This is a genomic window from Rudaea cellulosilytica DSM 22992 (genome assembly GCF_000378125.1).
Taxonomy (GTDB): Bacteria; Pseudomonadota; Gammaproteobacteria; order Xanthomonadales; family Rhodanobacteraceae; genus Rudaea; species Rudaea cellulosilytica.
In genome coordinates this window covers 208706-232560 of record NZ_KB899242.1, presented here as the reverse complement: position 1 = coordinate 232560, position 23855 = coordinate 208706, and the positions used below count along the sequence as shown (strand labels likewise).

General features: G+C 64.5%; 26 protein-coding genes. 11 read left to right on the top strand and 15 right to left on the bottom strand.

Features of this window, described 5'->3' with window-relative positions; genetic code table 11:
• Positions 1-10: 10 nt before the first annotated feature.
• The 5 genes from can to F455_RS0110865 all read right to left on the bottom strand — a co-directional run bounded on the left by can (position 11) and on the right by F455_RS0110865 (position 4752).
• Positions 11-697 carry a carbonate dehydratase gene (can, locus tag F455_RS0110885; RefSeq protein ID WP_018973318.1) on the bottom strand — a complete coding sequence of 229 codons (687 nt, stop codon included), beginning with the start codon at positions 695-697 and terminating at the stop codon, positions 11-13.
• Between the two features lie 35 nt (positions 698-732).
• The gene (locus tag F455_RS20555; RefSeq protein ID WP_018973317.1) at positions 733-2046 is read right to left on the bottom strand and encodes a hypothetical protein; all 1314 of its coding nucleotides are present in this window, start codon (positions 2044-2046) and stop codon (positions 733-735) included.
• Entirely contained in the window at positions 2046-2837 is a 792-nt protein-coding gene (locus F455_RS0110875; protein WP_018973316.1) for an SDR family oxidoreductase, read from the bottom strand. Before F455_RS0110875 ends, F455_RS20555 begins: the two co-directional genes overlap by 1 nt.
• A gap of 72 nt (positions 2838-2909) precedes the next feature.
• Positions 2910-3224, bottom strand: coding sequence for a hypothetical protein (locus tag F455_RS0110870; protein ID WP_018973315.1), 315 nt, complete (start codon positions 3222-3224; stop codon positions 2910-2912).
• Between the two features lie 76 nt (positions 3225-3300).
• Positions 3301-4752, bottom strand: a complete 1452-nt coding sequence (locus F455_RS0110865) for a DHA2 family efflux MFS transporter permease subunit (protein ID WP_033409894.1) — start codon at positions 4750-4752, stop codon at positions 3301-3303.
• 234 nt (positions 4753-4986) lie between these two features.
• On the opposite strand from F455_RS0110865, the gene F455_RS0110860 reads away from it, so the two are divergent.
• The 4 genes from F455_RS0110860 to F455_RS0110845 all read left to right on the top strand — a co-directional run bounded on the left by F455_RS0110860 (position 4987) and on the right by F455_RS0110845 (position 7098).
• Complete coding sequence (locus F455_RS0110860; RefSeq protein WP_018973313.1) at positions 4987-5568, top strand: YceI family protein; 582 nt, start codon at positions 4987-4989, stop codon at positions 5566-5568.
• An 84-nt stretch (positions 5569-5652) separates the two neighbouring features.
• Positions 5653-6039, top strand: coding sequence for an ArsR/SmtB family transcription factor (locus F455_RS0110855; RefSeq protein WP_018973312.1), 387 nt, complete (start codon positions 5653-5655; stop codon positions 6037-6039).
• The gene (locus tag F455_RS0110850; protein WP_033409786.1) at positions 5984-6460 is read left to right on the top strand and encodes an SRPBCC family protein; all 477 of its coding nucleotides are present in this window, start codon (positions 5984-5986) and stop codon (positions 6458-6460) included. The genes F455_RS0110855 and F455_RS0110850 overlap by 56 nt, the downstream gene beginning before the upstream one ends.
• Positions 6461-6483: 23 nt before the next feature.
• Positions 6484-7098, top strand: coding sequence for a glutathione S-transferase family protein (locus F455_RS0110845; RefSeq protein ID WP_020684075.1), 615 nt, complete (start codon positions 6484-6486; stop codon positions 7096-7098).
• A gap of 48 nt (positions 7099-7146) precedes the next feature.
• Here F455_RS0110845 and F455_RS0110840 read toward each other — a convergent pair whose 3' ends face one another.
• The 3 genes from F455_RS0110840 to F455_RS0110830 all read right to left on the bottom strand — a co-directional run bounded on the left by F455_RS0110840 (position 7147) and on the right by F455_RS0110830 (position 11443).
• The gene (locus F455_RS0110840; protein ID WP_018973309.1) at positions 7147-9180 is read right to left on the bottom strand and encodes an amidohydrolase family protein; all 2034 of its coding nucleotides are present in this window, start codon (positions 9178-9180) and stop codon (positions 7147-7149) included.
• A gap of 67 nt (positions 9181-9247) precedes the next feature.
• The gene (locus tag F455_RS20550; RefSeq protein ID WP_018973308.1) at positions 9248-10444 is read right to left on the bottom strand and encodes a glycosyltransferase; all 1197 of its coding nucleotides are present in this window, start codon (positions 10442-10444) and stop codon (positions 9248-9250) included.
• 48 nt (positions 10445-10492) lie between these two features.
• Entirely contained in the window at positions 10493-11443 is a 951-nt protein-coding gene (locus F455_RS0110830) for a LysR family transcriptional regulator (RefSeq protein ID WP_018973307.1), read from the bottom strand.
• A gap of 105 nt (positions 11444-11548) precedes the next feature.
• Between F455_RS0110830 and F455_RS0110825 the strand changes: the two genes are divergently transcribed.
• The 4 genes from F455_RS0110825 (at position 11549) to F455_RS0110810 (ending at position 15022) form a co-directional block, all read left to right on the top strand.
• Positions 11549-12607 carry an NAD(P)-dependent alcohol dehydrogenase gene (locus F455_RS0110825; RefSeq protein ID WP_018973306.1) on the top strand — a complete coding sequence of 353 codons (1059 nt, stop codon included), beginning with the start codon at positions 11549-11551 and terminating at the stop codon, positions 12605-12607.
• Positions 12608-12634: 27 nt separating this feature from the next.
• On the top strand, positions 12635-13384 hold the full coding sequence (locus F455_RS0110820; protein ID WP_018973305.1) for an SDR family NAD(P)-dependent oxidoreductase: 750 nt from the start codon (positions 12635-12637) through the stop codon (positions 13382-13384).
• Positions 13385-13425: 41 nt separating this feature from the next.
• Complete coding sequence (locus F455_RS0110815; protein ID WP_026293287.1) at positions 13426-14418, top strand: aldo/keto reductase; 993 nt, start codon at positions 13426-13428, stop codon at positions 14416-14418.
• Between the two features lie 88 nt (positions 14419-14506).
• Complete coding sequence (locus F455_RS0110810) at positions 14507-15022, top strand: GNAT family N-acetyltransferase (protein ID WP_018973303.1); 516 nt, start codon at positions 14507-14509, stop codon at positions 15020-15022.
• A gap of 25 nt (positions 15023-15047) precedes the next feature.
• Here F455_RS0110810 and F455_RS0110805 read toward each other — a convergent pair whose 3' ends face one another.
• The 7 genes from F455_RS0110805 to F455_RS22945 form a co-directional block, all read right to left on the bottom strand.
• On the bottom strand, positions 15048-15578 hold the full coding sequence (locus tag F455_RS0110805) for an excalibur calcium-binding domain-containing protein (protein ID WP_018973302.1): 531 nt from the start codon (positions 15576-15578) through the stop codon (positions 15048-15050).
• Positions 15579-15627: 49 nt separating this feature from the next.
• Entirely contained in the window at positions 15628-17163 is a 1536-nt protein-coding gene (locus F455_RS0110800) for a DHA2 family efflux MFS transporter permease subunit (protein ID WP_018973301.1), read from the bottom strand.
• Positions 17164-17266: 103 nt separating this feature from the next.
• Entirely contained in the window at positions 17267-18460 is a 1194-nt protein-coding gene (locus F455_RS0110795) for an HlyD/EmrA/EmrK family protein (protein WP_018973300.1), read from the bottom strand.
• Between the two features lie 37 nt (positions 18461-18497).
• Complete coding sequence (locus F455_RS0110790; protein ID WP_033409890.1) at positions 18498-19952, bottom strand: efflux transporter outer membrane subunit; 1455 nt, start codon at positions 19950-19952, stop codon at positions 18498-18500.
• A 26-nt stretch (positions 19953-19978) separates the two neighbouring features.
• Complete coding sequence (locus tag F455_RS0110785; RefSeq protein WP_083918913.1) at positions 19979-20440, bottom strand: MarR family winged helix-turn-helix transcriptional regulator; 462 nt, start codon at positions 20438-20440, stop codon at positions 19979-19981.
• Positions 20441-20603: 163 nt separating this feature from the next.
• Positions 20604-21257 carry a phasin family protein gene (locus F455_RS0110780; RefSeq protein ID WP_018973297.1) on the bottom strand — a complete coding sequence of 218 codons (654 nt, stop codon included), beginning with the start codon at positions 21255-21257 and terminating at the stop codon, positions 20604-20606.
• A 107-nt stretch (positions 21258-21364) separates the two neighbouring features.
• On the bottom strand, positions 21365-21643 hold the full coding sequence (locus F455_RS22945; RefSeq protein ID WP_018973296.1) for a polyhydroxyalkanoic acid system family protein: 279 nt from the start codon (positions 21641-21643) through the stop codon (positions 21365-21367).
• 82 nt (positions 21644-21725) lie between these two features.
• Between F455_RS22945 and F455_RS0110770 the strand changes: the two genes are divergently transcribed.
• Genes F455_RS0110770 through F455_RS0110760 form a run of 3 tightly spaced genes read left to right on the top strand, consistent with a single transcriptional unit; the run spans position 21726 to position 23849 of the window.
• Positions 21726-22589, top strand: a complete 864-nt coding sequence (locus tag F455_RS0110770; RefSeq protein ID WP_018973295.1) for an FHA domain-containing protein — start codon at positions 21726-21728, stop codon at positions 22587-22589.
• Positions 22590-22620: 31 nt separating this feature from the next.
• Positions 22621-23244: a paraquat-inducible protein A gene (locus F455_RS0110765; RefSeq protein ID WP_018973294.1), complete on the top strand. Its 624-nt coding sequence runs from the start codon at positions 22621-22623 to the stop codon at positions 23242-23244.
• Positions 23241-23849, top strand: coding sequence for a paraquat-inducible protein A (locus tag F455_RS0110760; RefSeq protein WP_018973293.1), 609 nt, complete (start codon positions 23241-23243; stop codon positions 23847-23849). Before F455_RS0110765 ends, F455_RS0110760 begins: the two co-directional genes overlap by 4 nt.
• The last annotated feature ends 6 nt before the right edge of the window (positions 23850-23855 follow it).

The window sequence follows — 23855 nt, the reverse complement described above, 5'->3', positions numbered from 1 at the left end:
AGACGACCCCTCAGGCGGTGCGCAGCAGATTTTCGTGCAGCCGCGCCAGCGCGCGATGATACCGATCGAGCAGTTGCGAATGTTGCGCGATTTCAAGGCCGAGGTCGTTGACCAGGCCGTTTTCGAGGCTGTAACACCAGCCATGCACGGTCAGGTTCTGGCCGCGCTCCCAGGCGTCCATCACCACGGTCGTCTGCGCAACGTTGACGACCTGCTCGATCACATTGAGTTCGCACAGGCGCGCATGCCGCGGCGCAAGGAGATCGATCCTGTCCAGCGCCGCCGCGTGCTTCTGCGCGACGTCGCCGACGTGGCGCAGCCAATTGTCGACCAGGCCGAGGCGCGCGCCCTCGAGCGCGGCGCGGACGCCGCCGCAACCATAGTGACCGACGACGAGGATATGTTCGACCTTGAGCACGTCGACCGCGAATTGCACGGTCGAAAGACAATTCAAGTCGGTATGCACGACCACATTGGCGACGTTGCGATGCACGAACACCTCGCCCGGGGCCATGTCGATGATCTGGTTTGCCGGTACGCGCGAATCCGAGCAGCCGATCCACAGATACTTCGGCGCCTGCTGGTCGGCGAGACGGCGGAAGAAGTCCGGATCTCGCTGGCGCAGGTCGAGCGACCAGGTACGGTTGCGTTCAAGCAGATGGGCGAGGCGGGATTTCGTCGGCTGCGATGTCGTCATGCGCGAAGCTTAGCAGGACTCCGCAGCAGCTTGCCTCAATCGACGCGCAGCGTGCGCCGCTCGAACGTATTGCCCGAGGCGTCGACCGCGGACAAACGGTAGTGGCCCGGGCGCAGGAACAGCAGCGCTTGCATGCCGCTGCGCTCGACGAGGGTGCGATCGGCGGGTACGGCCTTGTCGCTCTCGGCTTTGTAGTGCGCTTCGATCACGCAGGGCAGGTGTGCGGTACCCAGATCGATGTCGATTGCGATGGGCGTGCGCGTGCCGCCGAGCGCGAGCCAGTCGGGGCGGCCGATGATGAGCGTTGCCGGTGGCGGCAGGACGACGCTAACGTCGTAGTAGCCAGGCTCCAGACTCCATGCTGCGCCGTCGCGGCTGGCGACGAGAATGCTCGGTACGTTGATCGCGAAACGGCGCAGCAGCTCGCGGTAGTCCGGATACTCACGCGCAGCGTCGACCGGGCGTAGCAGGGTCTGGTCTACCGTGAGCGGATCGAAACCGGTCTTGCGCTTCAGGCGCAGCGCCATCGGCTCGGCGTCGAGATAACCGGCGCGTTCATGTGCATGCGCATAACCGGCATGCACGAGCAGCCTCGCCTCGGGCGCGGCGCGGAACACGCGCTCGACAATGTGCTGTGCCTGGTCTTCCTCACGCGTTTCCGCGTCCGCCTCGGGGCGGGAGGACTCGTAGGGTACGACGACGTAGCCCAGGGCGAGTGCCTGGCGCACGATCTCGCCGTACAGTGGTTCGCGCACGTACGTGCCGCTGGCCTGGATCGGATAGCCGCGCGCGTCGAGTTCGCGTTCGCGCTCGTCGAGTCCTTCGACAGCGAGATGGGTGTAGCCGGACGCGCGCAGCTTCGGCAGCAATTGCAGCGTCAGCAGGCGGGTCTGCGCGACGTGGTGCGCCTCGTTGACGACGACGATGCGGCGTCCGAGCGCCCGTTCGGCGATGCCGTCGGCGGCGTCGACGGCGCGATAGCGTTCGCGCTCGGGCAGCGCGGCGGGCGTGCCGCGCAGGCCGGGAGTGCCGAACGGGAAGCGGCGCACCGCAGTTTCGTAGTCGCCGAGTTCGGAGTCGTTCGCGGCGCGCACCTGAGCGATCAGGTTGCGCAGGCCGCCTTCGCTTTCGTCGTAGCGCCTGCGGTAGAACTCGTGCACGGCGAGCGGCGAGCTGAGCGAATTCGCTTCGCGCTGCAGCGCATTGAGCCGCGCGAACGTGCCGGGACCGACATGCTCGGCTGGCACGTTGCCCGTTTCTGCGGAGACCTGCGGTTTCGCCACCTGCGTGCAGGCAGCCAAGGACGCCGCAGCGAGGACGAATCCCGTCGCTGCGATGACGGTGCGCATCACAGCGACAGCGTGCGCCCGCCGTCGACCGGGACGTTGACGCCGTTGACGTAGCCCGCGGCGGGCGAGGCGAGGAACGCGATCACGTTGGCGATTTCCGACGCCTCCGCGAAACGGCCCAGCGGCACGCTCGCGAGCATGGTCTTGGCGATTTCCTCTTCGCTCTTGCCGGTCGTCCGGGTGCGCTCGCCGAGGATCTGGTCCAGCCGCTGCGTCTTCGTGTAGCCGGGCAGCACATTGTTGACCGTGATGCCGTATTGGCCGAGCTCGGCCGCGAGCGTCTTCGCCCAGCTCGCCACCGCGCCGCGGATCGTGTTGGAGACGCCGAGGTTGCGGATCGGTTCCTTCACCGAGGTCGAGATCACGTTGACGATGCGTCCCCAGCCCGAGGCCTTCATGCCGGGCAGCACCGCCTGCAGCAAGACCTGGTTCGCGATCAGGTGTTGCTGGAACGCGGCGAGATATTCCTCGACACCCGCTCCCTGCGCCTGGCCGCCCGGCGGGCCGCCGCTGTTGTTGACTAGAATCTGTACGGGATTCGGCGCGGCGACCATCGCCTCGACCTTGCTGCGCAGCGCCGCGTGGTCGCCCATGTCGACGGCGATGCTCGCGTGGCGCTGATTTGCGTGCACGACGGGCATTGCCGCGAGCGCGGCTTCGAGCCCTTCGCGCGAACGCGCGAGCAAGGTGACGTCGGCGCCGAGGCGCGCGAGCTCGATCGCCGCGGCGCGGCCGATGCCCTGCGAGCCGCCGCAGACGAGCGCGTGTTTGCCGGAAAGATCGAGATCCATGGCTAGTCCGTTTGCTGCGGAGGTTTCATCTCCGCGTTCGCGCACCGACGCGAAATCGCGTCGATGCGACCGTCAATGCCGCATTGACAGCTTCTCGGTCATCAGCGGCAGCAGTTCCTCGTCGTTTTCGCCATTGGGCGGTTCGATCGAATCGAGCTCGAAGCCCATCGTCATCGCGTCGTCGTCGTCGAGGCCGTCGAAGGCACGGAACTCGGCGTCGAGCAACGCCATGTTCGCGGCATCCTCGTCGTCGTAGCGCAGCGTCTCGCCTTCGGCATTGAACACTTCGGCGACCCCGGATTCGAGCACGCGCATGCGTGCCCAGACCAGCGCATCGCCGAGCGAGGCGATCCACCATTGTTCTTCGTAGTTGTCTTCTTCGCTCATCGTGATGGCCGGTTGCGGGATGGGCGCGGTCAGTTTACACGCGTGGCGCGCTGCAGGCGCAATGCCGATGCACGTATCAATGCGCGGACATCGCATCGCCCGCGGGTGCGCCGGCGCGGATGAACACCGCGGCGAGTGCCGCGGCGAGCAACGCAAAGACCGCGCCGACGAAGAACGCCGCGTGGTAGCCGCTGTTGATCGCGACGATTTTGTCCACGTTCGCTGCAAGCGCGTTGCCGGTTTGCGCGGCGGCGAGACTCGCGAGCACGGCCAGGCCGAGCGCGCCGCCCATCATGAAGCTCGTGTTGACCAGACCCGAGGCGACGCCCGATTCGCTCGGGTTCACATCGCTCATCGCCGCGAGTAGCACCGGGTTGAACGCCAAGCCCGCGCCGAGGCCGAGCAGGAGCATGCCCGGCAGGATGTCGAGCGCGAATCCGCCGTTGACCGGCGCGCGCGCGAACAGCGCCAGGCCGAGCGCGGCGAGCGCGAGTCCGGCCACGATCGGCCAGCGGATGCCGAAGCGCAGCACGACCTTCGCCGACAGGCCGAGCGAGAATGCGGCCATGATCAGGTTCGCCGGCAGGAAAGCGAGGCCGACCTGCAGCGGGTCGTAGCCGAGCACTTGCTGCATGTACAGCGCGGAGAGGAAGAACCAGGCGAACATCGCTGCGGCCCAGAGCACGCCGATCGCGTTCGCGGTCGAGACGTTGCGCAGGCGGAACATGCCGAGCGGCATCAGCGGATGGGCGACGCGCGCTTCGATCGCGAGGAAGATCGCGAGCAGCACGACTGCGGCGCCGAGCAGGCCCAGCGTCTGCGCCGAAGCCCAGCCCGCGCTGTTGCCGTTGATGACCGCGTAGACAGCGAGCAGCATGCCCGCGGTGACGGTGATTGCACCGGACACATCCAGGCGCGGATCGGCCTTCTCGTTGTGCGTGTCGGGCAGCAGCTTGAGCGAGAACGCGATCACCGCGGCGCCGACCGGCAGGTTGACGAGAAAGATCCAGTGCCAGTTCAGCGCGTGCGTCAGCACACCGCCGAGCATGGTGCCGATGCTGCCGCCAGCCGAGGCGACGAAGCTGTACACACCCATCGCCTTGGCTCGTTCGACCGGCTCGGGAAACAGATCCATGATCAACGACAGCGCGACCGCGGCAATCACCGCGCCGGCGATGCCCTGCGCCGCGCGCGCGACGATCAGCATTTCCTGCGACTGCGCGAGCCCGCAGGCGAGCGAGGTCAGGGCAAAGCCGGCGATGCCGATCAGAAACCATTTGCGATGCCCGTAGAGATCGCCGAGGCGGCCGCCGAGCAGCAGGAAGCCGCCGAAGGTCAGCATATAGGCGTTGATCACCCAGGCCAGCGACGTGTCGTCGAAGTGCAGGTCGTTCTTGATCGAGGGCAGGGCGACGGTGACGATGGTCGTGTCGAGCACGTCCATCAGCACGCCGAGGCAGAGCACGGTCAGTGCGAGCCATTTGTGGTTGTCGGCGTGGTGTGTCGGAGCGGGATTCGTTTCGGTCATCGTGAGCACTCTATGTGGTTTGTTACCCGTGCGACGAATGGATCGGAAGGAAATCGACATACGCCACGCGAGATTGTCGCCGTGTCGAGGACGGGACAATATAGGAATACTGCGCATGCGAAAATTTAACCGGTGCGGAATGGCCTCGTGCGATAGTGATTGCGGCTTTGTCGATTTCACTGCAATCGGATCGTCGTAGTCGTGCAATCCGGCAACTCATCCACGAGGAATTCCATGTACAAGCGCGTTATCTTGCCATTCATGCTGCTCGGTCTCGCCTCTGCCGCAAACGCGGCACCGGTGACCTACGAAATCGATCCGGCGCACACCTATCCGAGCTTCGAAGCTGACCATATGGGCGGACTGTCCGTCTGGCGCGGAAAGTTCGACAAGACCTCGGGCAAGATCGTGCTCGACAAAGCGGCGAAGAGCGGCACGGTCGAAGTCACGGTCGATACGGCTAGCGTCGACTACGGCCTGGACAAGATGAACGAGAAGGCGAAAGGCGAGGAATTGTTCGACGTCGCCAAGTACCCGACGGCGACCTACAAGGGCAAGCTCGCCGGTTTTCGCAATGGCGCACCGACCGAAGTCATCGGCGAGTTCACCCTGCACGGCGTGACCCGCCCGCTGACTTTGAAGATCGCGTCGTTCAAGTGCATTCCCGATGCGATGCACAAAGCGCGCGAACGCTGTGGTGCCGATGCGCTTGCGAGTTTCAACCGCGCTGATTTCGGCATGGAAGCCGGCAAGAAGTACAATTTCAAGATGGAAGTGAACCTGCGCATCCAGGTCGAAGCAACGCAGGCGGAATAACGACAAGAAGCGACGATTCGGCAAGGGTTGACTCGATTGGGTCTGTATTTTACTATATGGTAAATTAACCATTCGGTATAATACATGTCCGCCGACCGTCTCAGCACCACGTTTTCCGCCCTCGCCGATCCGACGAGGCGCGCCATTCTCGCGCGCCTCGCTTCAGGCGAGACGACGGTGAATGATCTCGCCGCGCCGTTCGAGATGACGTTGCCGGCGGTGACCAAGCATTTGAAGGTGCTGGAGCGGGCGGGCCTGATCACGCGCGGACGCGAGGCGCAGTGGCGACCGTGCCGGCTCGCCGCGCAGCCGCTGCGCGACGTCGCGGAATGGGTCGAGCAATACCGCCTCTACTGGGAGCAGCGCTTCGACCGACTCGAGCGCTATCTCGATGAACTGCAACAGGAGAAAGCAAATGTCCGCAAGACTGCAAAATACACCGAGCGCAGCAAGCGAAGAACTCGCACTTGAGATCGTGCGTGTGTTCAACGCGCCGCGTCGTCTTGTCTATGCCGCCTGGACCGATCCCGTGCACGCCACCAAATGGGCGCCGCATGGCATGAAAATCATCCGTGCCGAGGCGGAACCGCGTCCCGGCGGCAAGATTCGTGTCGGCATGCGCCACGTGACTGGCGCGGAACACTGGGTGAGCGGCGCCTATCGCGAAATCGTGCCGAACGAGCGGCTCGTGTTTACCCACGCCTGGGAAGACGACGACGGCAACCGCGGTCCGGAAACGTTGGTGCGCGTCGAGTTCGAGGACGCGGGCCCGGGCAAGACGCGCATGATCTTCCGCCAGACCGGCTTTGAATCGGTTGCGAGTCGCAATGGTCATCAGCAGGGCTGGAGCGAATCCTTCGACGATCTCGCTGCCTACTTCACCACGCTTTGATGCGACAACGACGGACGATGCACATGAAACTCTACTATTTCGAATCACCGCATCCGCGCGTGGCTTGCGCGGTGGCGAAGTACACCAGGGCCGACGTGGAACATGTTCGAGTCGATCTTTCGCGCGGTGAGCACCGTAAAGCCGACTATCTCGCAATCGACCCGAACGGCAAGGTACCGGCATTGGTCGATGGCGATGTCACGTTGTGGGAGGTGCCGGCCGTGATATGCCATATCGCCGCGAAGACGGGCTCGGACCTGTGGCCGGCCGACGAGCGCATGCGCCTCGACATCCTGCGCTGGTTCAACTGGAGCACGGCGCATTTCAACCGCCATGCCGGGACGATCTGGTTCGAGCGCACGCTCAAGCGCCCGCTCGGTCTCGGCGAGCCCGATGAGCAGGCGATCGACAGCGCGACGAAATTTTTCGTGCAGTTCGCATCGGTGCTCGATACACATCTCGCGCGGCGGGACTTTCTCGCCGGGAATCGGTTGAGCGTTGCCGATTTCCACGCGGCGATGTTTCTCGGTTACGAAGCCGCGCGCCTTCCGCTCGACGGCCACGAAAACATCGCGCGCTGGTACGCGCGTCTGAATGAGCTACCTGCCTGGCGCGAGCCGTTCCCGACCCGCGCCTGATCCGCAGGCGACGATCGCCGCTCTGCGCGGTGATCGTCGCTCGGGGGCCTACTGCACAGTCACCGCTTTCGCGAACGGTTTGATGCCCAAGGCCTCGTAGACCTCGCTCGGGTAATAGGCCTTGTCGCCCTTGACCACGAGCGCGACCTGGCGGATGTCGGAGATGTTCTTCGTCGGGTCGCCGTCGACGAGGATGAGGTCGGCGCGCCAGCCGGGTTTGATCACGCCGCGGTCTTCTTCCACGCGCGAGTACTTCGCGCCGTTCAAGGTTGCGACCTGCAGCGCCTGCGCGGGCGTCATACCGGCCTGCACGTAGAGTTCCAGTTCGCGCTGCAGGGTGAAGCCGGCGAGTGCGTCGGTGCCGGCGACGATCGGCACGCCGGCCTTGTACATGCGGCCGACGAATTCGATCATCTTCGCGTAAGACTTCTCGTGCAGCTGCGCGGTTTTTTCGTCGGGAATCTTCATCTGCCCCTGCAGGAAACCGCGCTTGACGTCGGGCGGCATGTGGTCGGCAACCATCGCGTACGCCTGCGACATGTCGCCGTCCTTCTGGCGGATGAAGTCGAACGTGGTCAGGGTCGGATCGATCGCGGTGTGGTGCTTGACGAGGAAGGCGATGAAGTCCTGCACCGGCTTCGAATCAAAATCGAGTCCGGCGACCTTGTCCGCTGGCAGCTGGAAGCGGTCGAGCGTGCGCGTGTCGGTCTTGTCGGTGACGAGGAAGTTGAGCAGCACCTGATTGATGTGCTGGATCTCGTCGTAGCCCTGCTCGACCACCTCTTGGGCGCGCAGCCACACCGGCACGTGGCCGCTGACGCGCAGGCCCTTGCTGTGCGCATAGGCCGTCGTCTCGGGCAAGATCGCCTTCGGGAACGAGTTGTACACCTTGATCTGCGGATAGCCGTGCTCGGCGTACCAGTCGATCGCCTTCTTCGCTTCGTCGAGGTTCTTGATCACGAAGCCGTTGCGCGCCGACATCGGGCTTTCGCCTTCGATGAAACCGGCGGGAACGATGTGGGGCGCGAGCAGAGTCCCGTCGCGTTCGCGCGCGATCAGGTCCTGCAGCGTGGCATTGTCGTTGCCCATGTCGCGCACGCTGGTCACGCCGGCGGCGAGGTGCAGGCCGCCTTCGAACGCGCTCGTATGCGCGTGCATGTCGAATAGACCGGGCAGGAGCACGCGGCCGTTTGCATCGATAGTGCGATCGGCTTTGCGCTTTTCTTTGCCCGTGTCGGCGATATCGATGACGCGACCGTTCTCGATGAGCACGTCGCTGGCCAGCCCGAGCGTGGCGCGCTCGCTGTCGAACACGCGCGCGTTGCGGATCAGCGTCGATCCGGCGAGCGGATGGGCGAGGCGCTGCTGCATCTTGACCAGCAGGTCCTTCTCGGCGGCTTTCTGCTGCTTTTCGAGTTCGGCGCCGTTGCTTTCCCAGCCGTCTTCGACGAGCTGGATGAAGCCCGGGAAGATGAAGGCGAACATGTGCGGGGTCGCGTCGGTGGTCGCCCAGACGAAGTTCGGAGTAAAACCTATCCCGGTCAGCGCGAGCAGTTGCACCTTCTTCTTCTCGGAGCCGCGGGTCACTTCGGAATCGATGAGCTTCTGCATCGTCAGCGTGCCGCTCGGGATCAGCGGCAGCTTGCCGTCGCTGCGCTTGGCCAGCGCGGCGATCGCGACCGAGAAGGCGTCCGGTGTGCCACCGAGCGGCGTATACAGTGCGCCGCCGAAAACTTCCTGCTCGCCTTTGTCGGAGGTCGATTTCCACTGTGCCTTGTCGCCTTGGCGGGCGAAAGTCTCGTCGATGATCGCGCCGAAGGTCGAGGTGCCGGCGACGTGATAGCTCGCGTAGTTGCCGTCCTTGTCGAGCTTGTATTCCTCCTTGAGCTCCGGCCCCCGGCCGTTGTCCTTGAACAGGAACTCGACCTTGGTGGTGCCGTCGCCGTCTCGCGTGACGGTCTGGTGTCCGGCCTTGGTCGTGCCGCCGTTGACGAGGGCAGTGTATTTCGTGGTTTCGGCGGCGAGCTCATCGACGGCGAGCAGCGACAGCGCGATCGGTATGATTGCGAGCAAGCGTTTCATCGAATTTCCCGGATGGAAGCGAACGCGGATTATGCGGTGCGCCGACGCAAGCCGTACGTGGCGAAGGTCATGTTTTTCCCGCTTGCATAGAGTGGGAAAGCGATTGGCATTCGCCCGCCAGATGTTCGTACAACGCCACGGTTTTGCCCATCAGAACAGGGGCACTCCAGGCACGCGCGTCGTCACGGCCGGCGGCGGCGAGCTGGGTGCGCAGTTCGGGCGAACGCAGCAGCGCGGCGACCTGCGCGGCGAAGACGTCTGCGTCCTCGCTGCTGATGCGCGCGCCACGCGCGCCGGCGAGCACGGCCGCCGTGCCCATCACCGCGGTCGAAACGACTGGTACTCCGAGCGCCATCGCCTCGATCAGCACGAGTCCCTGCGTTTCCGTCGGTGAGGCGAACACGAAGATGTCGCCGGCCCGATAGCAGTCGAGCAGGGCACCGCGCCGGTCGAGATTGCCCGGAAAGCGCAGGTGCTTGTCGATGCCCAGTGCGCGTGCTTTCGCACGCAGAGGTTCCGCGTCGGGACCTTCGCCGGCGACGATGAAGACAAGATCGGGGAATTCGGCTAGCAAAATTGTTGTGACTTCGAGCAGAAAGCCGATGTTCTTCTCCGCCGCGAGGCGGCTGACCGTGACCAGAACCGGTTGCTCCGCGCCGATGCCGTGCGCGCGACGGAAGAGCGCGCCGTCGCCGCCGCGGAATTCGTCGAGATCGATGCCGGTCGGGATGATCGTGGCCGGCGTGGCGATGCCGTACTGCTTGAGCACGTCGTCCATCTGCTGCGTCGGCACGATCAGATGATCGACCTCGGCGCAGAGCTTGCGCGAAATGCGGCGCGCGACATAGCGCAGCGGCGCCGCGGGCAGCCACGGGAAATAGTGCTTCGCGTAGGGCTCGAAATAAGTGTGGTAGGTCTCGACGAGTGGGCGCCTCGCAAGCTTGCGCAGCATCACGCCGAGCTGGTGTGCGCGGAACGGCGTGTGTACGTGGATCACGTCCCAATGTCGGCGTGCGAGTTGCACAGCGGCTGCGCGTAATGTCGTGCGCCGGATCAGGCGATCCTCCGGATCGAAGAAGATCCTGCGCGCGGGCAGGCGCAGGACTTCGATGTCGTCGTCCATTTCTTCGGCATCGTCATAGTGCGGGGCGACGATGGCCACACCGTGGCCGAGCCGGCGAAGTTCGCGGGCGAACGTGCGGATCGAGGTCGACACGCCGTTGACGCGCGGAAAGTAAACGTCGGACAGCATCAGGATGTTCATGACGCCGACGTTACAGGCGATTTTTGACTGGACGAAGACGGGAACCCGCTACGTTTTGAGGACGAGTTCCTTTCTTGATAAGTCTGCCTTGGCCAGTCGCGCGCGCAGGAATTCGGCGAACACGCGCAGCTTGGGCGGTACCTGGTAGCGACTCGGGTAGTAGAGGAAAAAACCGTCGTACGGCGGCAGCCACTTGTCCAGCACGCTGACGAGGCGGCCGCGCTCGAGCTGTTCGCGCACCGTGTATTGCATCACGTGCGAAAGCCCGACACCGTCGAGCAGGGCCTGCATCATCAGTCCGGCGTCGTTGCAGATCAGGTTGCCGCAGACGTCGGTCTCGAACCAGCGTCCGCGCTGCGGGCCGCTCGGATGGGCGAATTCCCAGCGATAGATCGGACCGTTCGAGTCGAAGCGGAACTGGATGCAGTTGTGTCCGTCGAGCTCGTTCGGATGTTTGGGCGTGCCGTGCTTCTTCAGGTAAGCGGGCGAGCCGACGACGAGCGATCGCTGTGGCCCGCCCAACGGCAGTGCGACCATGCCCGGCTGCAGTTTCTCGGACAGGCGGATGCCGGCGTCGAGCCCTTCGGCGACGAGGTCGGCGAGCGAGGAATCGGTGCGCACGTCGACGCGGATGTCCGGGTAGGTGCGCAGGAAATCGGCCAGATTCGGCGCGATCAGCACGGGCACCGCGACCGGCGGCACGGTGATGCGCAGCAATCCGGCCGGGCGACCGCTGCGCTGCTGCATTTCCTCGATTGCGCCGTCGATCGCGCCGAGTGCTGGGGCGATGCGGGCGAGGAATTCGCTGCCGGCCTCGGTCAGGCCGACGCGGCGCGTAGTCCGCTGCAACAGGCGCACGCCGAGGCGGGTTTCGAGCGCGCGCAGGGTCTGGCTCAGGGCCGAAGCGCTCACGTCGAGTTCGCGCGCGGCCTGGGTGAAGCTGCCGTGCGTGGCGATCGCGCGGAATGCGCGCAATGCGACAGTATGGTCGTTGCGCATTGATTAGAGTGGCTAAAAAGGGCATGCGTAGAATCGGCCTTTTTCTGCGCAATGGCAAACGCGCATACTGCACCGCATCCCATTCTCCGTCCGCAAGGAAATCCCATGCCTAAAGCTCAAGGTTACGCCGCCCATGATGCCCACTCCGCACTCGTGCCGTTCACGTTCGAGCGCCGCTCGCCCGGTCCGCGCGACGTGCAGATCGAGATCCTCTACAGCGGCATCTGCCACTCCGACCTGCATCAGGCGCGCAACGACTGGCACAACTCGCTGTATCCGATGGTGCCCGGGCACGAAATCGTCGGCCGCGTCACCGCGGTCGGCGCGGATGTCACCAAGTTCAAGGTCGGCGACCTTGCCGGCGTCGGCTGCATGGTCGATTCGTGCCGCACGTGTTCCTCCTGTGCGGACGGATTGGAGCAGTACTGCGAGAACGTGGCGACCTGGACCTACAACTCCAAGTTGCGCAACAGCGAGGAACTTGCGTTCGGCGGCTACTCCGACCTGATCGTCGTCGACGAGCATTTCGTCGTCAAGGTATCGCCGAAGCTCGATTTGAAGGCGGTCGCGCCGCTGCTCTGCGCCGGCATCACGACTTGGTCGCCGCTGCGGCATTGGAATGTCGCAAAAGGCCAGAAGGTTGGCGTGATCGGATTGGGCGGCCTCGGCCACATGGGCATAAAGTTCGCCAAGGCGCTCGGTGCACACGTGGTCATGATCACGACATCGCCGAACAAGGCGAGGGACGCGATGCGTCTCGGCGCCGACGAGGTGCTGCTGTCGACCGACAAGGCACAGATGAAACAGCACGCGAGGAGTTTCGATTTCCTGCTCGACACGATTCCGAACGGCCACGATCTCAACCCGTATGCCGCGCTGCTCAAGCGTGACGGCCATCTGGTCCTCGTCGGCGCGCTGATGGAGCTGACCCCACCGCTGTTCGGCGGCAGCCTGGTCGGCGGGCGCAAGAGCATCGCCGGCTCCGCGATCGGCGGCATGGCCGAAACGCAAGAGATGCTCGACTTCTGCGCCGAGCACGGCATCGTCAGCGACATCGAGGTCATCGATATCCAGTCGGTCAACGAGGCCTACGAACGGCTGCTCAAGAACGACGTGAAGTACCGCTTCGTGATCGACATGGCCTCGCTCAAGAAGGTGGCGTAAACGAACAGAATCCGCGAGGAAGCGAAGATGGGAAAGCGTTTGCAGGACCGTATCGCCTTGGTTACCGGTGCCTCGTCGGGCATCGGTGCGGCGACGGCACTCGCCTTCGCCGAGGCCGGGGCGAAGGTGGCGATCGCCGCACGCCGGCGCGATCGCCTTGACGAGCTGGCCAAATCGCTGGCCGCGCTCGGCGCCGAGCCATTGGTGCTCGAAGCCGACCTGCTCGACGAGCATGCGGCGCAGCGCATCGTTGCCGACACCGAAAAGCATTTCGGCCGGCTCGACATCCTCGTCAACAACGCCGGCGTCATGTATCTCGAGCCGGTCGCCGAAGCCGATCTCGGCCGCTGGCGGCGCATGCTCGAACTCAACGTGCTCAGCCTGATCGCCTCCACTCAGGCGGCGCTCGCCGGCATGCGCGCGCGCAAGGACGGGCACATCGTCAACATCGCGTCGACTGCGGGCCGCGTGGCCAATCCGAATGCCGCGGCCTATTCTGCGACCAAGTTCGGCGTCGTCGCTTTTTCCGAGGCGCTGCGCCGCGAGATCTATGCCGATGGCGTGCGCGTGAGCGTGATCGAACCTGGTGCCGTCGCCACCGAATTGCGCGAACACATCGGCCATGCGCAAGTGCAGAAGGCGATCAATGCCTGGGCCGAGGGCATGCGCCAATTGCAGGCCGAGGACGTCGCCGAAACGATTCTGTTCTGCGTGACGCGTCCGCCGCACGTATCGATCAACGAAGTGTTGATGCGACCGACCGACCAGGAACGTTGAGGCGCGGCGATCCGCATCCGCATCACTATCTGGAGAAGATGATGAAATACCGTCGATTGGGCCCGAACGGCCCTCAAGTTTCCGCGCTCGGCCTTGGCTGCATGGGCATGAGCGATTTCTACGGCGCGCATGATGACGCGCAGTCGATCGCGACGATCCACCGCGCACTCGATCTCGGCCTCAACTTCCTCGACACGGCCGATGCCTATGGCCCGCACACGAACGAGGTGCTGGTCGGCAAGGCGATTGCCGGACGTCGCAACGAGGTGTTCCTCGCGACCAAGTTCGGCATCATGCGCGACCCGGCTGATCCGAGCGTGCGCGGCTTCAACGGCCGTCCCGAGTACGTGCACAAGAGTTGCGAGGCGAGCCTGATGCGCCTCGGCGTCGACCATATCGACCTCTACTACCTGCATCGCGTGGACAAGAATGTGGCGATCGAGGAAACCGTCGGCGCGATGGCCGATCTGGTCAATGCCGGCAAGGTGCGCTATCTCGGATTGTCGGAAGCGTCGGCACAGACGGTCGAGCGTGCGTGCAAAGTCCATCCGATCACCGCGCTGCAGTCCGAATATTCGTTGTGGACGCGCGATCCGGAAGAGCAGGGTACGCTCGAAGTGACCCGGCGGCTCGGCATCGGCTTCGTGCCGTACAGCCCGCTCGGCCGCGGCTTCCTCACCGGCGCGATCAAGAGCCCGGATGATTTCGATGCCGACGACTACCGGCGCACGAGTCCGCGCTTCCAGGGCGAGAACTTCGCCAAGAATCTCGCGCTCGTGGCGAAGGTAGAAGGCCTCGCGAAGGACAAGCACTGCACCGCGGCGCAACTCGCGCTGGCCTGGGTGCTGACGCGCGGCGCGCATGTCGTGCCGATCCCGGGTACGCGCCGTATGGCGGCGCTCGAGGAAAACATCGGCGCGCTCGACGTCACCCTGAGTGCGGCGGAACTCGCCGAGATCGAAGCGATCTTCCCACCGAACGCCGCAACGGGCGCGCGCTACGTGCCGGCGATGATGAGCGCGCTCAACGGCTGACGCATTCCCGCTGTGGACAATCGCATGTGGGCTGTCGCTCAAGGGGCGAAGCCGATAAAGTGTGGCTTCGCCCCATAGCGGAGCCTGCATGGTGATCGTCGTTGAAACCCCGCGCCTCGTTCTGCGTCGCCTCGAAGAGCGCGATGCCGAATTCGTTTTCACCCTGGTCAACGACCCCGCGTGGTTGCAATTCATCGGCGACAAGGGCGTGCGTACGCTCGACGATGCTCGCGCCTACCTGCACAACGGGCCGATGGCCATGTACGCGCAGCACGGCCACGGCCTGTATTGCGTCGAAGCCAAGGCGAGCGGCGAACCTATCGGCATGTGCGGTTTGATCAAGCGCGACATGCTGCCTGATGTCGATCTCGGCTATGCCTTCCTGCCGCAGGCACGCGGTGGCGGTTACGCCTTCGAGGCCGCATCGGCGGTGATGACCTACGCGCGCGAGACGCTCAACATGCAGCGCGTTTTGGCGATCGTCTCACCGGGCAACGCAAGTTCGATCGCGCTGCTCGAGAAGCTCAGCTTTCGTTTCGAGAAGTCGCTGCGCCTGCCGCCGAAGGAAGATCAGGAGACACTGCTTTACGCTGCCGGAGACTGATCGCGTTCGCGGGGAAAGCTATCGTTCAACTGCACCACTGCTGCTCGCACGGCACGCCGTCGTGATCGCCATCCATCTGGGTGTTCGGACAGTTCTTAAGGAAGAATTGAGCTTCCTCGCACGATCTCATTTGTGAGCAACGCGTACGCCCGTCGCAGGAAAATGATTCAACCGGCGTCTGGATGAGAGCACGGGCGGCCGCGGGCGGATCGACGGGTTCATTCGGTCGCTGCTGATGCTTGAGCGAAACGAATGCATAAATGCTCAGCGCTCCGAACACGACGAGTCCCATGGCCGCCACGAGAGGTGTCTTCGAACGCGAAGAGGCATGCGATGTCGGCCGCAGGGCCCGAACCGCCGGGCGCATGATCCGTACGGCACGTTTTTTCCCGTCGGCGCGGGTTTCGATCTCGAAGGAAATCAGCTCGCTGATGCGCGGGCGAACTCCGTCCCGTGGAAAAGCGGAGATGTGCACGAATATCTCGGCTCCGCCCGAGGCAATGAAGCCAAAACCCCTCTCTTCATTCCATTTGGCCAGCGTGCCATGCGCTCTCATCAGGCAAGTCTAGCGCGGGCGTCGGAGCGTTCCCACCGAGCGGAATTCCTCAGTGCGCACCTGCGCCGCCGCTCTTGGCCGAAAACGGTGGCCGCGCCAGCCAGATCACGACGATCAGCGAGAGGAACAGGAAGCCGAGCAGATGGAACAGCTCGTTGAACGAGATCTGGTACGACTGCGAGTCGAGCATGCGTTCGAGGATGCGGTACGCGACCGGATCGTTGCCGCGACCGAGCGTGGCGACGGCCTGCTGCGTGTCGCTGTCGAACGGCGTCAGGTGCTCGGCGAGCTGGGCATGGTGCACGATCGCGCGGTGCTGCCACATGAAATTGGTGATCGAGGCGGAGAAGCTTGCGCCTAGCGTGCGCACGAACGTGGCCAGGCCCGTGCCGGCGGCGATCTCGTTAGGCTTCAGGTCGGAGAGCATGATCTGGGTCAGCGGCATGAAGAAGAACGCGACGCCGAGGCCCTGGATGAACTGTGCCATCGCGACGTTGTGGAAATCGACTTCGAGATAGAAGCCGGAGCGGATGAAGCTCGTCATGCCCATGATGAGGAAGGCGAGCGAGGCGACGAAGCGCAGGTCGAAGCGATTGACGTAGCGACCGATGAACGGGGTCAGCAGGATCGGCAGGAGGCCGATCGGTGCGGCGGCGAAGCCCGCCCAGGTCGCGGTGTAGCCGAGATAGCGCTGCAGCCATTGCGGCACGAGCACGTTGATCGAAAAGAACGCGGCGTAGCCGAGCGTGACCGCAAGCGTGCCGGCGGCGAAGTTGCGGTGGCGAAACAGGCGCAGGTTGACGATGGGTTCGCGGTCGGTCAGCTCCCAGATCAGGAAGATCGCGAGCGAGATGGCCGAAACGATCGCCGTGACGATGATGAAATTCGACTGGAACCAGTCCTCGTCGTTGCCCTTGTCGAGCACGATCTGCAGCGCGCCGACACCGACGATGAGCGCGGCGAGGCCGACATAGTCCATCTTCGGCCGGAAGGTCTGCTCGCTGCGTCCGCGCATCTGCGCGTAGACGACCAGCGCAGCGAAGATGCCGACCGGCACGTTGACGAAGAAGATCCACGGCCAGGAGTAGCTGTCGGTGATCCAGCCGCCGAGGATGGGGCCGGCGATCGGCGCGACGATCGTGACCATGACCAGCAGCGCCAATGCCTGCGGGCGTTTCTCGGGCGGATAGATCGACAGCAGCAGGCTTTGGGTGACCGGATACATCGGCCCGGCGACTGCGCCTTGCAACGCGCGGAACACGATCAGCATCGTCATGCTCGGCGCGATGCCGCAGAGGAAGGAGGCGAGGCAGAACAGCAGCGTCGCGGCCATGAACAGCTTCACTTCACCGTAGCGGCGCGTGAGCCAGCCGGTCAGCGGCAGCGCGATCGCGTTGCTGACTGCGAACGAGGTGATGACCCAGGTCGCCTGGTCCGCGCTCGCGCCGAGGTTGCCGGCGATCGTCGGCAGCGAGACGTTGGCGATCGTCGTGTCGAGCACCTGCATGAACACGGCGAGCGACAGGCCGAGCGTGGTCAGGCCGGGATTCGCGGGGCGGAAAGGGATGGGATTCGGGGTGGCCATCTTGAAATGAGTTGAGTTAGACGCGGACTGCGCGGCTGGGTACGGACCCGCCGATGCTTTCGCTCAGGCGGCCCATGCCATCCGTGGCAGAAGTCCCGTGTTCTTATTTCGCCGCGACGTCGCTGCCGGTGCGCGCGGCGTTTTCGTGGATGATGCGATCGATGTCCGCCTGCGCACCCTGCATCTGGCCTTGGTAGACGTCGGTTGTGAATGCCGGTTCCTTGGGTGACTGCTGGGCAAGCGCCGGACCGCTCTGATCGTGAAGATTCACGTCCACGGCCATCGACAGGCCGATGCGCAGCGGATTCTTGTCTAGCTCCTTGGCATCGAGTTCGATGCGCACGGGCACACGCTGGACGATCTTGATCCAGTTGCCGGTGGCGTTCTGCGCAGGCAGCAATGAGAACGCGCTGCCGGTGCCGACGCCGAGGCTCTGCACCTTGCCCTTGAACTCGACCTTCGAACCGTACAAATCGGATTTGAGCGTCACTTGCTGGCCGATGCGCATGTGCGCAAGCTGGGTTTCCTTGAAATTCGCATCTACCCAGACCTGATTGAGCGGGATTACGGCCATCAGCGGCGCTCCGGGCTGCAGGCGCTGGCCGACCTGCACGGTGCGCTTGGCCACGTAGCCGTCGACCGGCGCGTAGATCTTCGAGCGCGCGTCGTTGAGATAGGCGACGCGCAGCGCAGCGGCGGCGGCGAGCACGTCGGGATGTTTGGCGATCACGGTCTCGTCGACGAGCGCTCTGGTCGTACTCAACTGCTGCTGGGTCGAGGCGAGCTGGCTTTCGGCGGCGGCGAGCGTGTCGCGCGCATGAGCGAGCTCTTCGGCCGAGATCGCGCCTGTGGCGACGAGACCCTGGCGCCGTGCGTAGTCCTGGCGCGCGCGGTCGAGCGAGACCTTCTGCGCGGCGACCACGGCCTGGCCGCTTTCGACATTACTGTACAAACCACGCACCTGGCGCACGCTGCGCGCGAGTTGGGCTTCGGTTTGCTGCAGGGCGATGCGCGCATCGGAACCGTCGATCTCGACGAGCACGTCGCCCTTGTGCACGAGGTTGCCGTCGTCGGCATTGATCCTGATTACGGTGCCGGCGACCTGCGGCGTGATCTGCACGACATTGCCGTTGACGTAGGCGTCGTCGGTGCCTTCGTACCAGCGGCCGATCGTGTAGTACCAGATGCCGAAGCCGATCGCAGCGACGACCACGATCAGGAGGACGAGGCGCAGCAGGAGTTTGCGTTTGCCGTTGGCCGGCGCTGCGGTTTCGGTGGTGGGGTTCGGGGTGCTCATGGGTGAGTCTCGGGAATAGGGATGTTTGTTCGTTGGATTACGGCGTGGCTGCGGCAACCGGCGGCACGTCACCGCCCGCATCGAAGCCGCCGCCGAGCGCCTGTACGAGGCGCACCGAGGTATCGACCTGCTGCGCAGCAAGTGCGGCCGCGCGCTGTTCGGCAGTGAGCAGTTGCTGTTGCACGCTCAGCGTGTCGAGATAGCTGCCGATGCCGGCTTTGTAGCGCTGCTGTGAAAGTTCGTAGGCGCCGCGTGCGGCATCGACGGCGCGCTGTTGCGCAGCGATCTGCGTTTGCAGCGAGCCGAGGTTGGCGAGCTTGTCGGCGACATCGTTGATCGCGCCCACGAGGGTCGAGTTGTAGTGGGCGACGGCGAGGTCGTAGCCCGCGTCGGCGTTGTTCAGGTCGGAGCGGCGGCGGCCGCCGTCGAAAATCGGCAGGCTGATCGCGGGCTGCACCAGGGCGAAGCGCGCCGGCAGCGAAAGCAGGTTGTCGAACGAAGACGAGGTCAGGCCGGCGAACGCGGACAAGCCGATGTTCGGCAAGAATTCGGTCTTCACCGCAGCGATGCTCTTCGTCGCCGCTTCGACCCGCCAGCGTGCGGCGACCAGGTCCGCGCGGCGGCCGATCAGATCGGCCGTCAAATTCGGCGGCAGTGCAAGGGCAGCTGCTTGTAACGCTTGCGGGCGCGCGATGTCGAGGCCGCGGTCCGGGCCCTTGCCGAGCAGCACGGCGAGCGCGATGCGCGCGGCATCGATCGCTTCGTCGGCAACAGCGGCTTGCTGTTCAGCACTCGCGACCTCGGTTTCGGCCTGCTTGATCTGCAAGCGGTTGTCGATGCCGGCGGCGACGCGCTGCTTGACCAGCGCATGCGAAGCATTCGCGCGTTTCAGCTGCGCGTCGGTGACGTCCTTCTCGGCGAACGCATAGCCGAGCTGCACGTAAGCGCGCGCGACATTGACCGACAGCGTCAGGCGTGCAGCGTGCGCATCGACCTCGGCGGCGCGCGCCTGGCCGAGCGCGGCTTCCCACGCGGCGCGCTTGCCGCCCCAGAGGTCGAGGCTCCAGCTGAAACTTGCGTAGACCGCCGGATACGTGCCGAACGAGCCGCCGATCGGCGCCGGCACCGCCGTCGTCGGCAGATACACGCCCGCGACACTGCCCGCGGCGTTGACCGTCGGCAAGCGTTTGGCGTTCTGCGCGGCGACCTGACTCTGCGCTTCTTTCGCGCGCGCGTCGGCGCTGGCGAGGTCGGGGTTGTTCTTGAGCGCTTCGGTGATCAGCGCGTCCAATTGCACGTCGCCGAGTTTGGTCCACCAGTCGGATGCGGGCCACGCAGCCGGCGTGGTCTGGATCTTGGCGAAGCTGCGCTCGCCGTGCAGCGCGGCGGTGTCGGTCGGCGTGCCATCGGTGTGCAGCCCGCCCGTGCTGGCGCAGCCGGCCAACGTGATCGCCGCGGCGAGCAGAAGAGGAGAAAGGGCGAGGGTACGCATAGCGCGATCCTTTTCGCTGGTGGACTTCATGGGGTTTTGTCGAGGGTGTCGCGCACGCGCTTGAGCAGGTCGAACAGCTTGGCGCGGTCGGTGGATTTAAGGTCGTGCAAGGCAAGCTCCTGGGCGTGCTCGATGAACTGGCTCATCTTGCGCCACAGCTCGTTGCCGGCCGGGGTGAGCTCGATCGTCAGCGCGCGGCGATCCTGCGCATGCGGCTTGCGCCGGACATAGCCCTTGTCTTCGAGCTGATCGAGCAGGCGCGTCATCGCGCCGGCGTTGTGGTCGAGGTAGCGAGCGAGGTCGCCCGGCATCTGCGGGCCGTTCTTGGCGATGATCTTCACGACCAGGTGTTGGCTGTAGTTGATCGCCAAGCCGCTGTCGACGAGCTGGCGTTCGATTTGATACAGCAGGCCGTCGCGAATCTGGCGGATCAGCATCGGGAAGCTGGAGTCGTCGCGTATGCCGCAGAGGGGAGGTGTCTTTTGCATGCGTCAATAATATTGCCTAGACAATGATTGTCAAGGCAATTACATACTATTAAGTATATTTAATATGACAGACGTGTTGCGGCGGGACGCGTTTTCCGCCGCGCAAAAAAAGAACCCCCGGCATGACCGGGGGTTCTTCATCAGCGCGGATGAGGCGAGGGGCTTATTTCTTCTTGGTGACCTTCTTCGCCACTTTTTTCACGGCTTTCTTCACCGCGGCCTTCGGCGCCGGCTTGGCCGCCAGGGTCACCGCATCGGCCAGACGCGCGACTTGGCGCTGCACGGTCTGCTTCGCCGCGAGTTGCGCGTCCTCGATGTCCTTGACCAGGTCGCCGAAGTCGTCGCGCGCACGCTTGACCTTGTTCGTCAACGCCTCGGCGAGACCAGCCTTTTTCGCCGCCGGATTGAGCTTGATGACCTGGCTGTTCAACTCGTCGATGCGCTTGAGCAACTCGTCGAGATCCTTGCGCCCGGGCACGCCGAGCTTGCCCAGCGCGCGCGACACACGCGATTCGAAGACCTGCTCGAGGCGGTCCCAGGTTTCCTGGGTGCGCTCGCGCACTTGGCTGACGCCTGATTCGACCGCGCCGCGCACGTCGTCGACCTTGCCGGTCGCGATCTTGCGCGTGGCGGCTTCGAGGCTCAGTCCTTCCTTGACCAGGTTTTCGAACAGCTTGGTGCCATCCTCGCGCGCCTTGGTCAGCGCGCCGAGGCCAGCGAGCCAGATCTGCTGCGCAGATTCCATGATCGACTTGTTCGCCGCGCTATCGCTCGCCGCCGCCTTGGTCTTGGATTTGAGTTTCGGTTTGCCAGCCATCGTTTTCCTCCCGTTCGATTCGAGGACGCGGATGCGTCGTCATGGGGCCAATCTAGGTACGCAGCCTAGAATATTCACACTATCGCTGCCGCGCGGAAGCCCGCGTTTCATCGCGCCAGCCCTTTGTCGAGTTGGCCCTCGATCTCTTTCTCGATCATCGGCTTCAATGCGCCGAGAAGGAAACCGAGTTCGGCGGTGACGCGCACTTCCTTTTCGGTCACATGGATCCTGCCGTGGGCGCCGGGTCGTTCGAAAAGCAGCGTATCGCCGTCCCATTCGCTCTCGATGCCGAATTTCTTGCCGATCGCCGCCGCGGTCTTCTTCACTGCCGCCTTCGCCTCCTTCAGCGAATGGTGGTGCCTGCGGCGGATGTCGATGCTCGCCATGGTGTTTCATCCTCGTTCATTCAGGGCCGATACGCGGAGCCATATGCTACATTGTGTACAAACGAGCCGGACACAATTGAGCATGCGTATTTCCTTCCCGGGCAAGGAGCAGGACGACACCTTGGTCGGCACCGGCGAGACCCGAATCGGCGCGGCAGCCGACAATAACATCGTTATCGGCGGCAGTGGCGTCGCCCCCCATCACCTGCGCTTGAAGCTCAGTGAGCGCGGCATCGAATTGGCCGTGCTCGACGCACAGGCGCGCACTCACGTGAACACGCGGCCGGTGCGCGAGAAGGCGATTTTGCGGCTCGGCGATGTCATCAGTCTCGGCAGCGTGTCGATCGTGCTCAAGCCCGACCGCGACGCCGACATTCGCAACGACATTCCGCCGCCAGCGACATCCGCTGCGGTCGACGGCCTCCCGTCGCGCGTGTTGCTGCGCGGCCTCTCGGGGATGTATTTCGGCAAGATTGTTCCGGTGCGTGGCCGCCTCGTCGCCGGCAAGGGCGCACAGGCCGATCTTGATCTCGACGAACCCGGCTTCGCCGCTCGGCACGCCGCGGTCGAATTTGCGCAAGAAACCATCGTGCTGCGCGATCTCGGCGCGGGCGGCACCAGCTGCGTCAACGGCGTCGACGTGCGCGACGCGATCCTGTGTGCGGGCGACCAGATCTGCTTCGGCCGCGCTCGTTTTCTCGTCGAGGCGCCGGGCCTGCCGCAGCGCGCCGCGTACGGCGCCGGCCCGGCGTGGCTTGCCAGCACCGACCCGACAATCACCCAGACGATGCGGGCGATTTCGTTGCCTGACGAGGCGCCGGCGGCGAACACCGATTCCGCGGCGACCGAACGCGACAATGGCGGCAAGAACGACATCTGGTGGCTGATTTCCGCGGCAGCGGTGATTGCCGGAGGCCTTGCCCTGCTATTCCTCGGGGTCATTTGATCCGGTTCACGCGCATGGTGCCCGCCGAACGATGACGCATCCAGGCCTCGTCATCTGTGAATACTGCGACTCGGTATATCGCCGCAGTGCATTGGGTGATGACGAGATCGCCCGCTGCGGACGCTGTCGCGCCGTGCTCTATCGCGCCAGCCGGCTCGATCTCGATCATCTGCTGGCGCTGACCCTTGCCGCGGCGATCGTGTTCGTCATCGCCAACGTGGCGCCGGTGATCCGCATAGCGGTGTCCGGCATGCACAACGAAGCGAACCTGCTGCAGTCGATCGCCGCGTTGTCGCACGGTTCGGGCTTGGTTGTCGGCTTGGTCGCCGCGGCGACGCTGTTCGTCGTGCCGCTGCTGCAAATCGTCCTGCTCGGCTGGGTGCTGGTGTTCGCGCGCGCGCGCCGGCGTGCGCCGGGCTTCGCCTTCGCCATGCGCTGGCTGCATCGGATCCGGCCGTGGAGCATGACCGAAGTGTTTCTGCTCGGCGTGCTCGTCGCGATCGTGAAACTGTCCGGCATGCTCAGCGTGATCGCCGGCCCAGGCACCTACGCGACACTGATCCTGACCGGGCTGATCACGCTGATCGCCAAGCGCGATGTGCGCACGCTGTGGGACCGGCTACCGGCCGACGAAACCGTGGAGTTTGGCGAATGACCAGCGCACCGCGCGCAGCCCAATTGGGCTTGGTCGGCTGCCATACCTGCGGCCTGGTCAGCGCGGTCGGGCAGGCGCAGTGCCCGCGCTGCGGCGCGCGGCTGCACCCGCGCAAGCCCGATTCGCTCGCACGCAGCTGGGCCTTCCTCGTCGCTGCGCTGATCCTCTACATCCCGTCAAACGTTTTGCCGGTCATGTACACGAGCATGCTCGGCCGCGGCGAGACGAGTACGATCGTGCACGGTGTGGTCGAATTCTGGAAGTCAGGGGCGTGGGACATCGCATTGCTGATCTTCATCGCCAGCGTGGCCGTGCCGTCGACAAAATTCCTTGTATTGGCCACGCTGCTGGTGAGTGCGCGCCGGCAAAGCTCGTGGGCGCGGCTGCAGCGCGCACGCTTGTACCGATTCATCGAGCTGATAGGCTACTGGTCGATGCTCGATGTGGTCGTGGTTGCGCTGGTTTGCGCGTTGGTCCAGTTCCACCTGCTCGGTACGGCCGAGCCGCGCGCCGGCATCGTGTTCTTCGGCCTTGTCGTCGTGCTGACCATGTTTGCTGCAATGAGTTTCGATCCGCGCCTAATCTGGGATGGCGATGAAGAGTAGATCAGG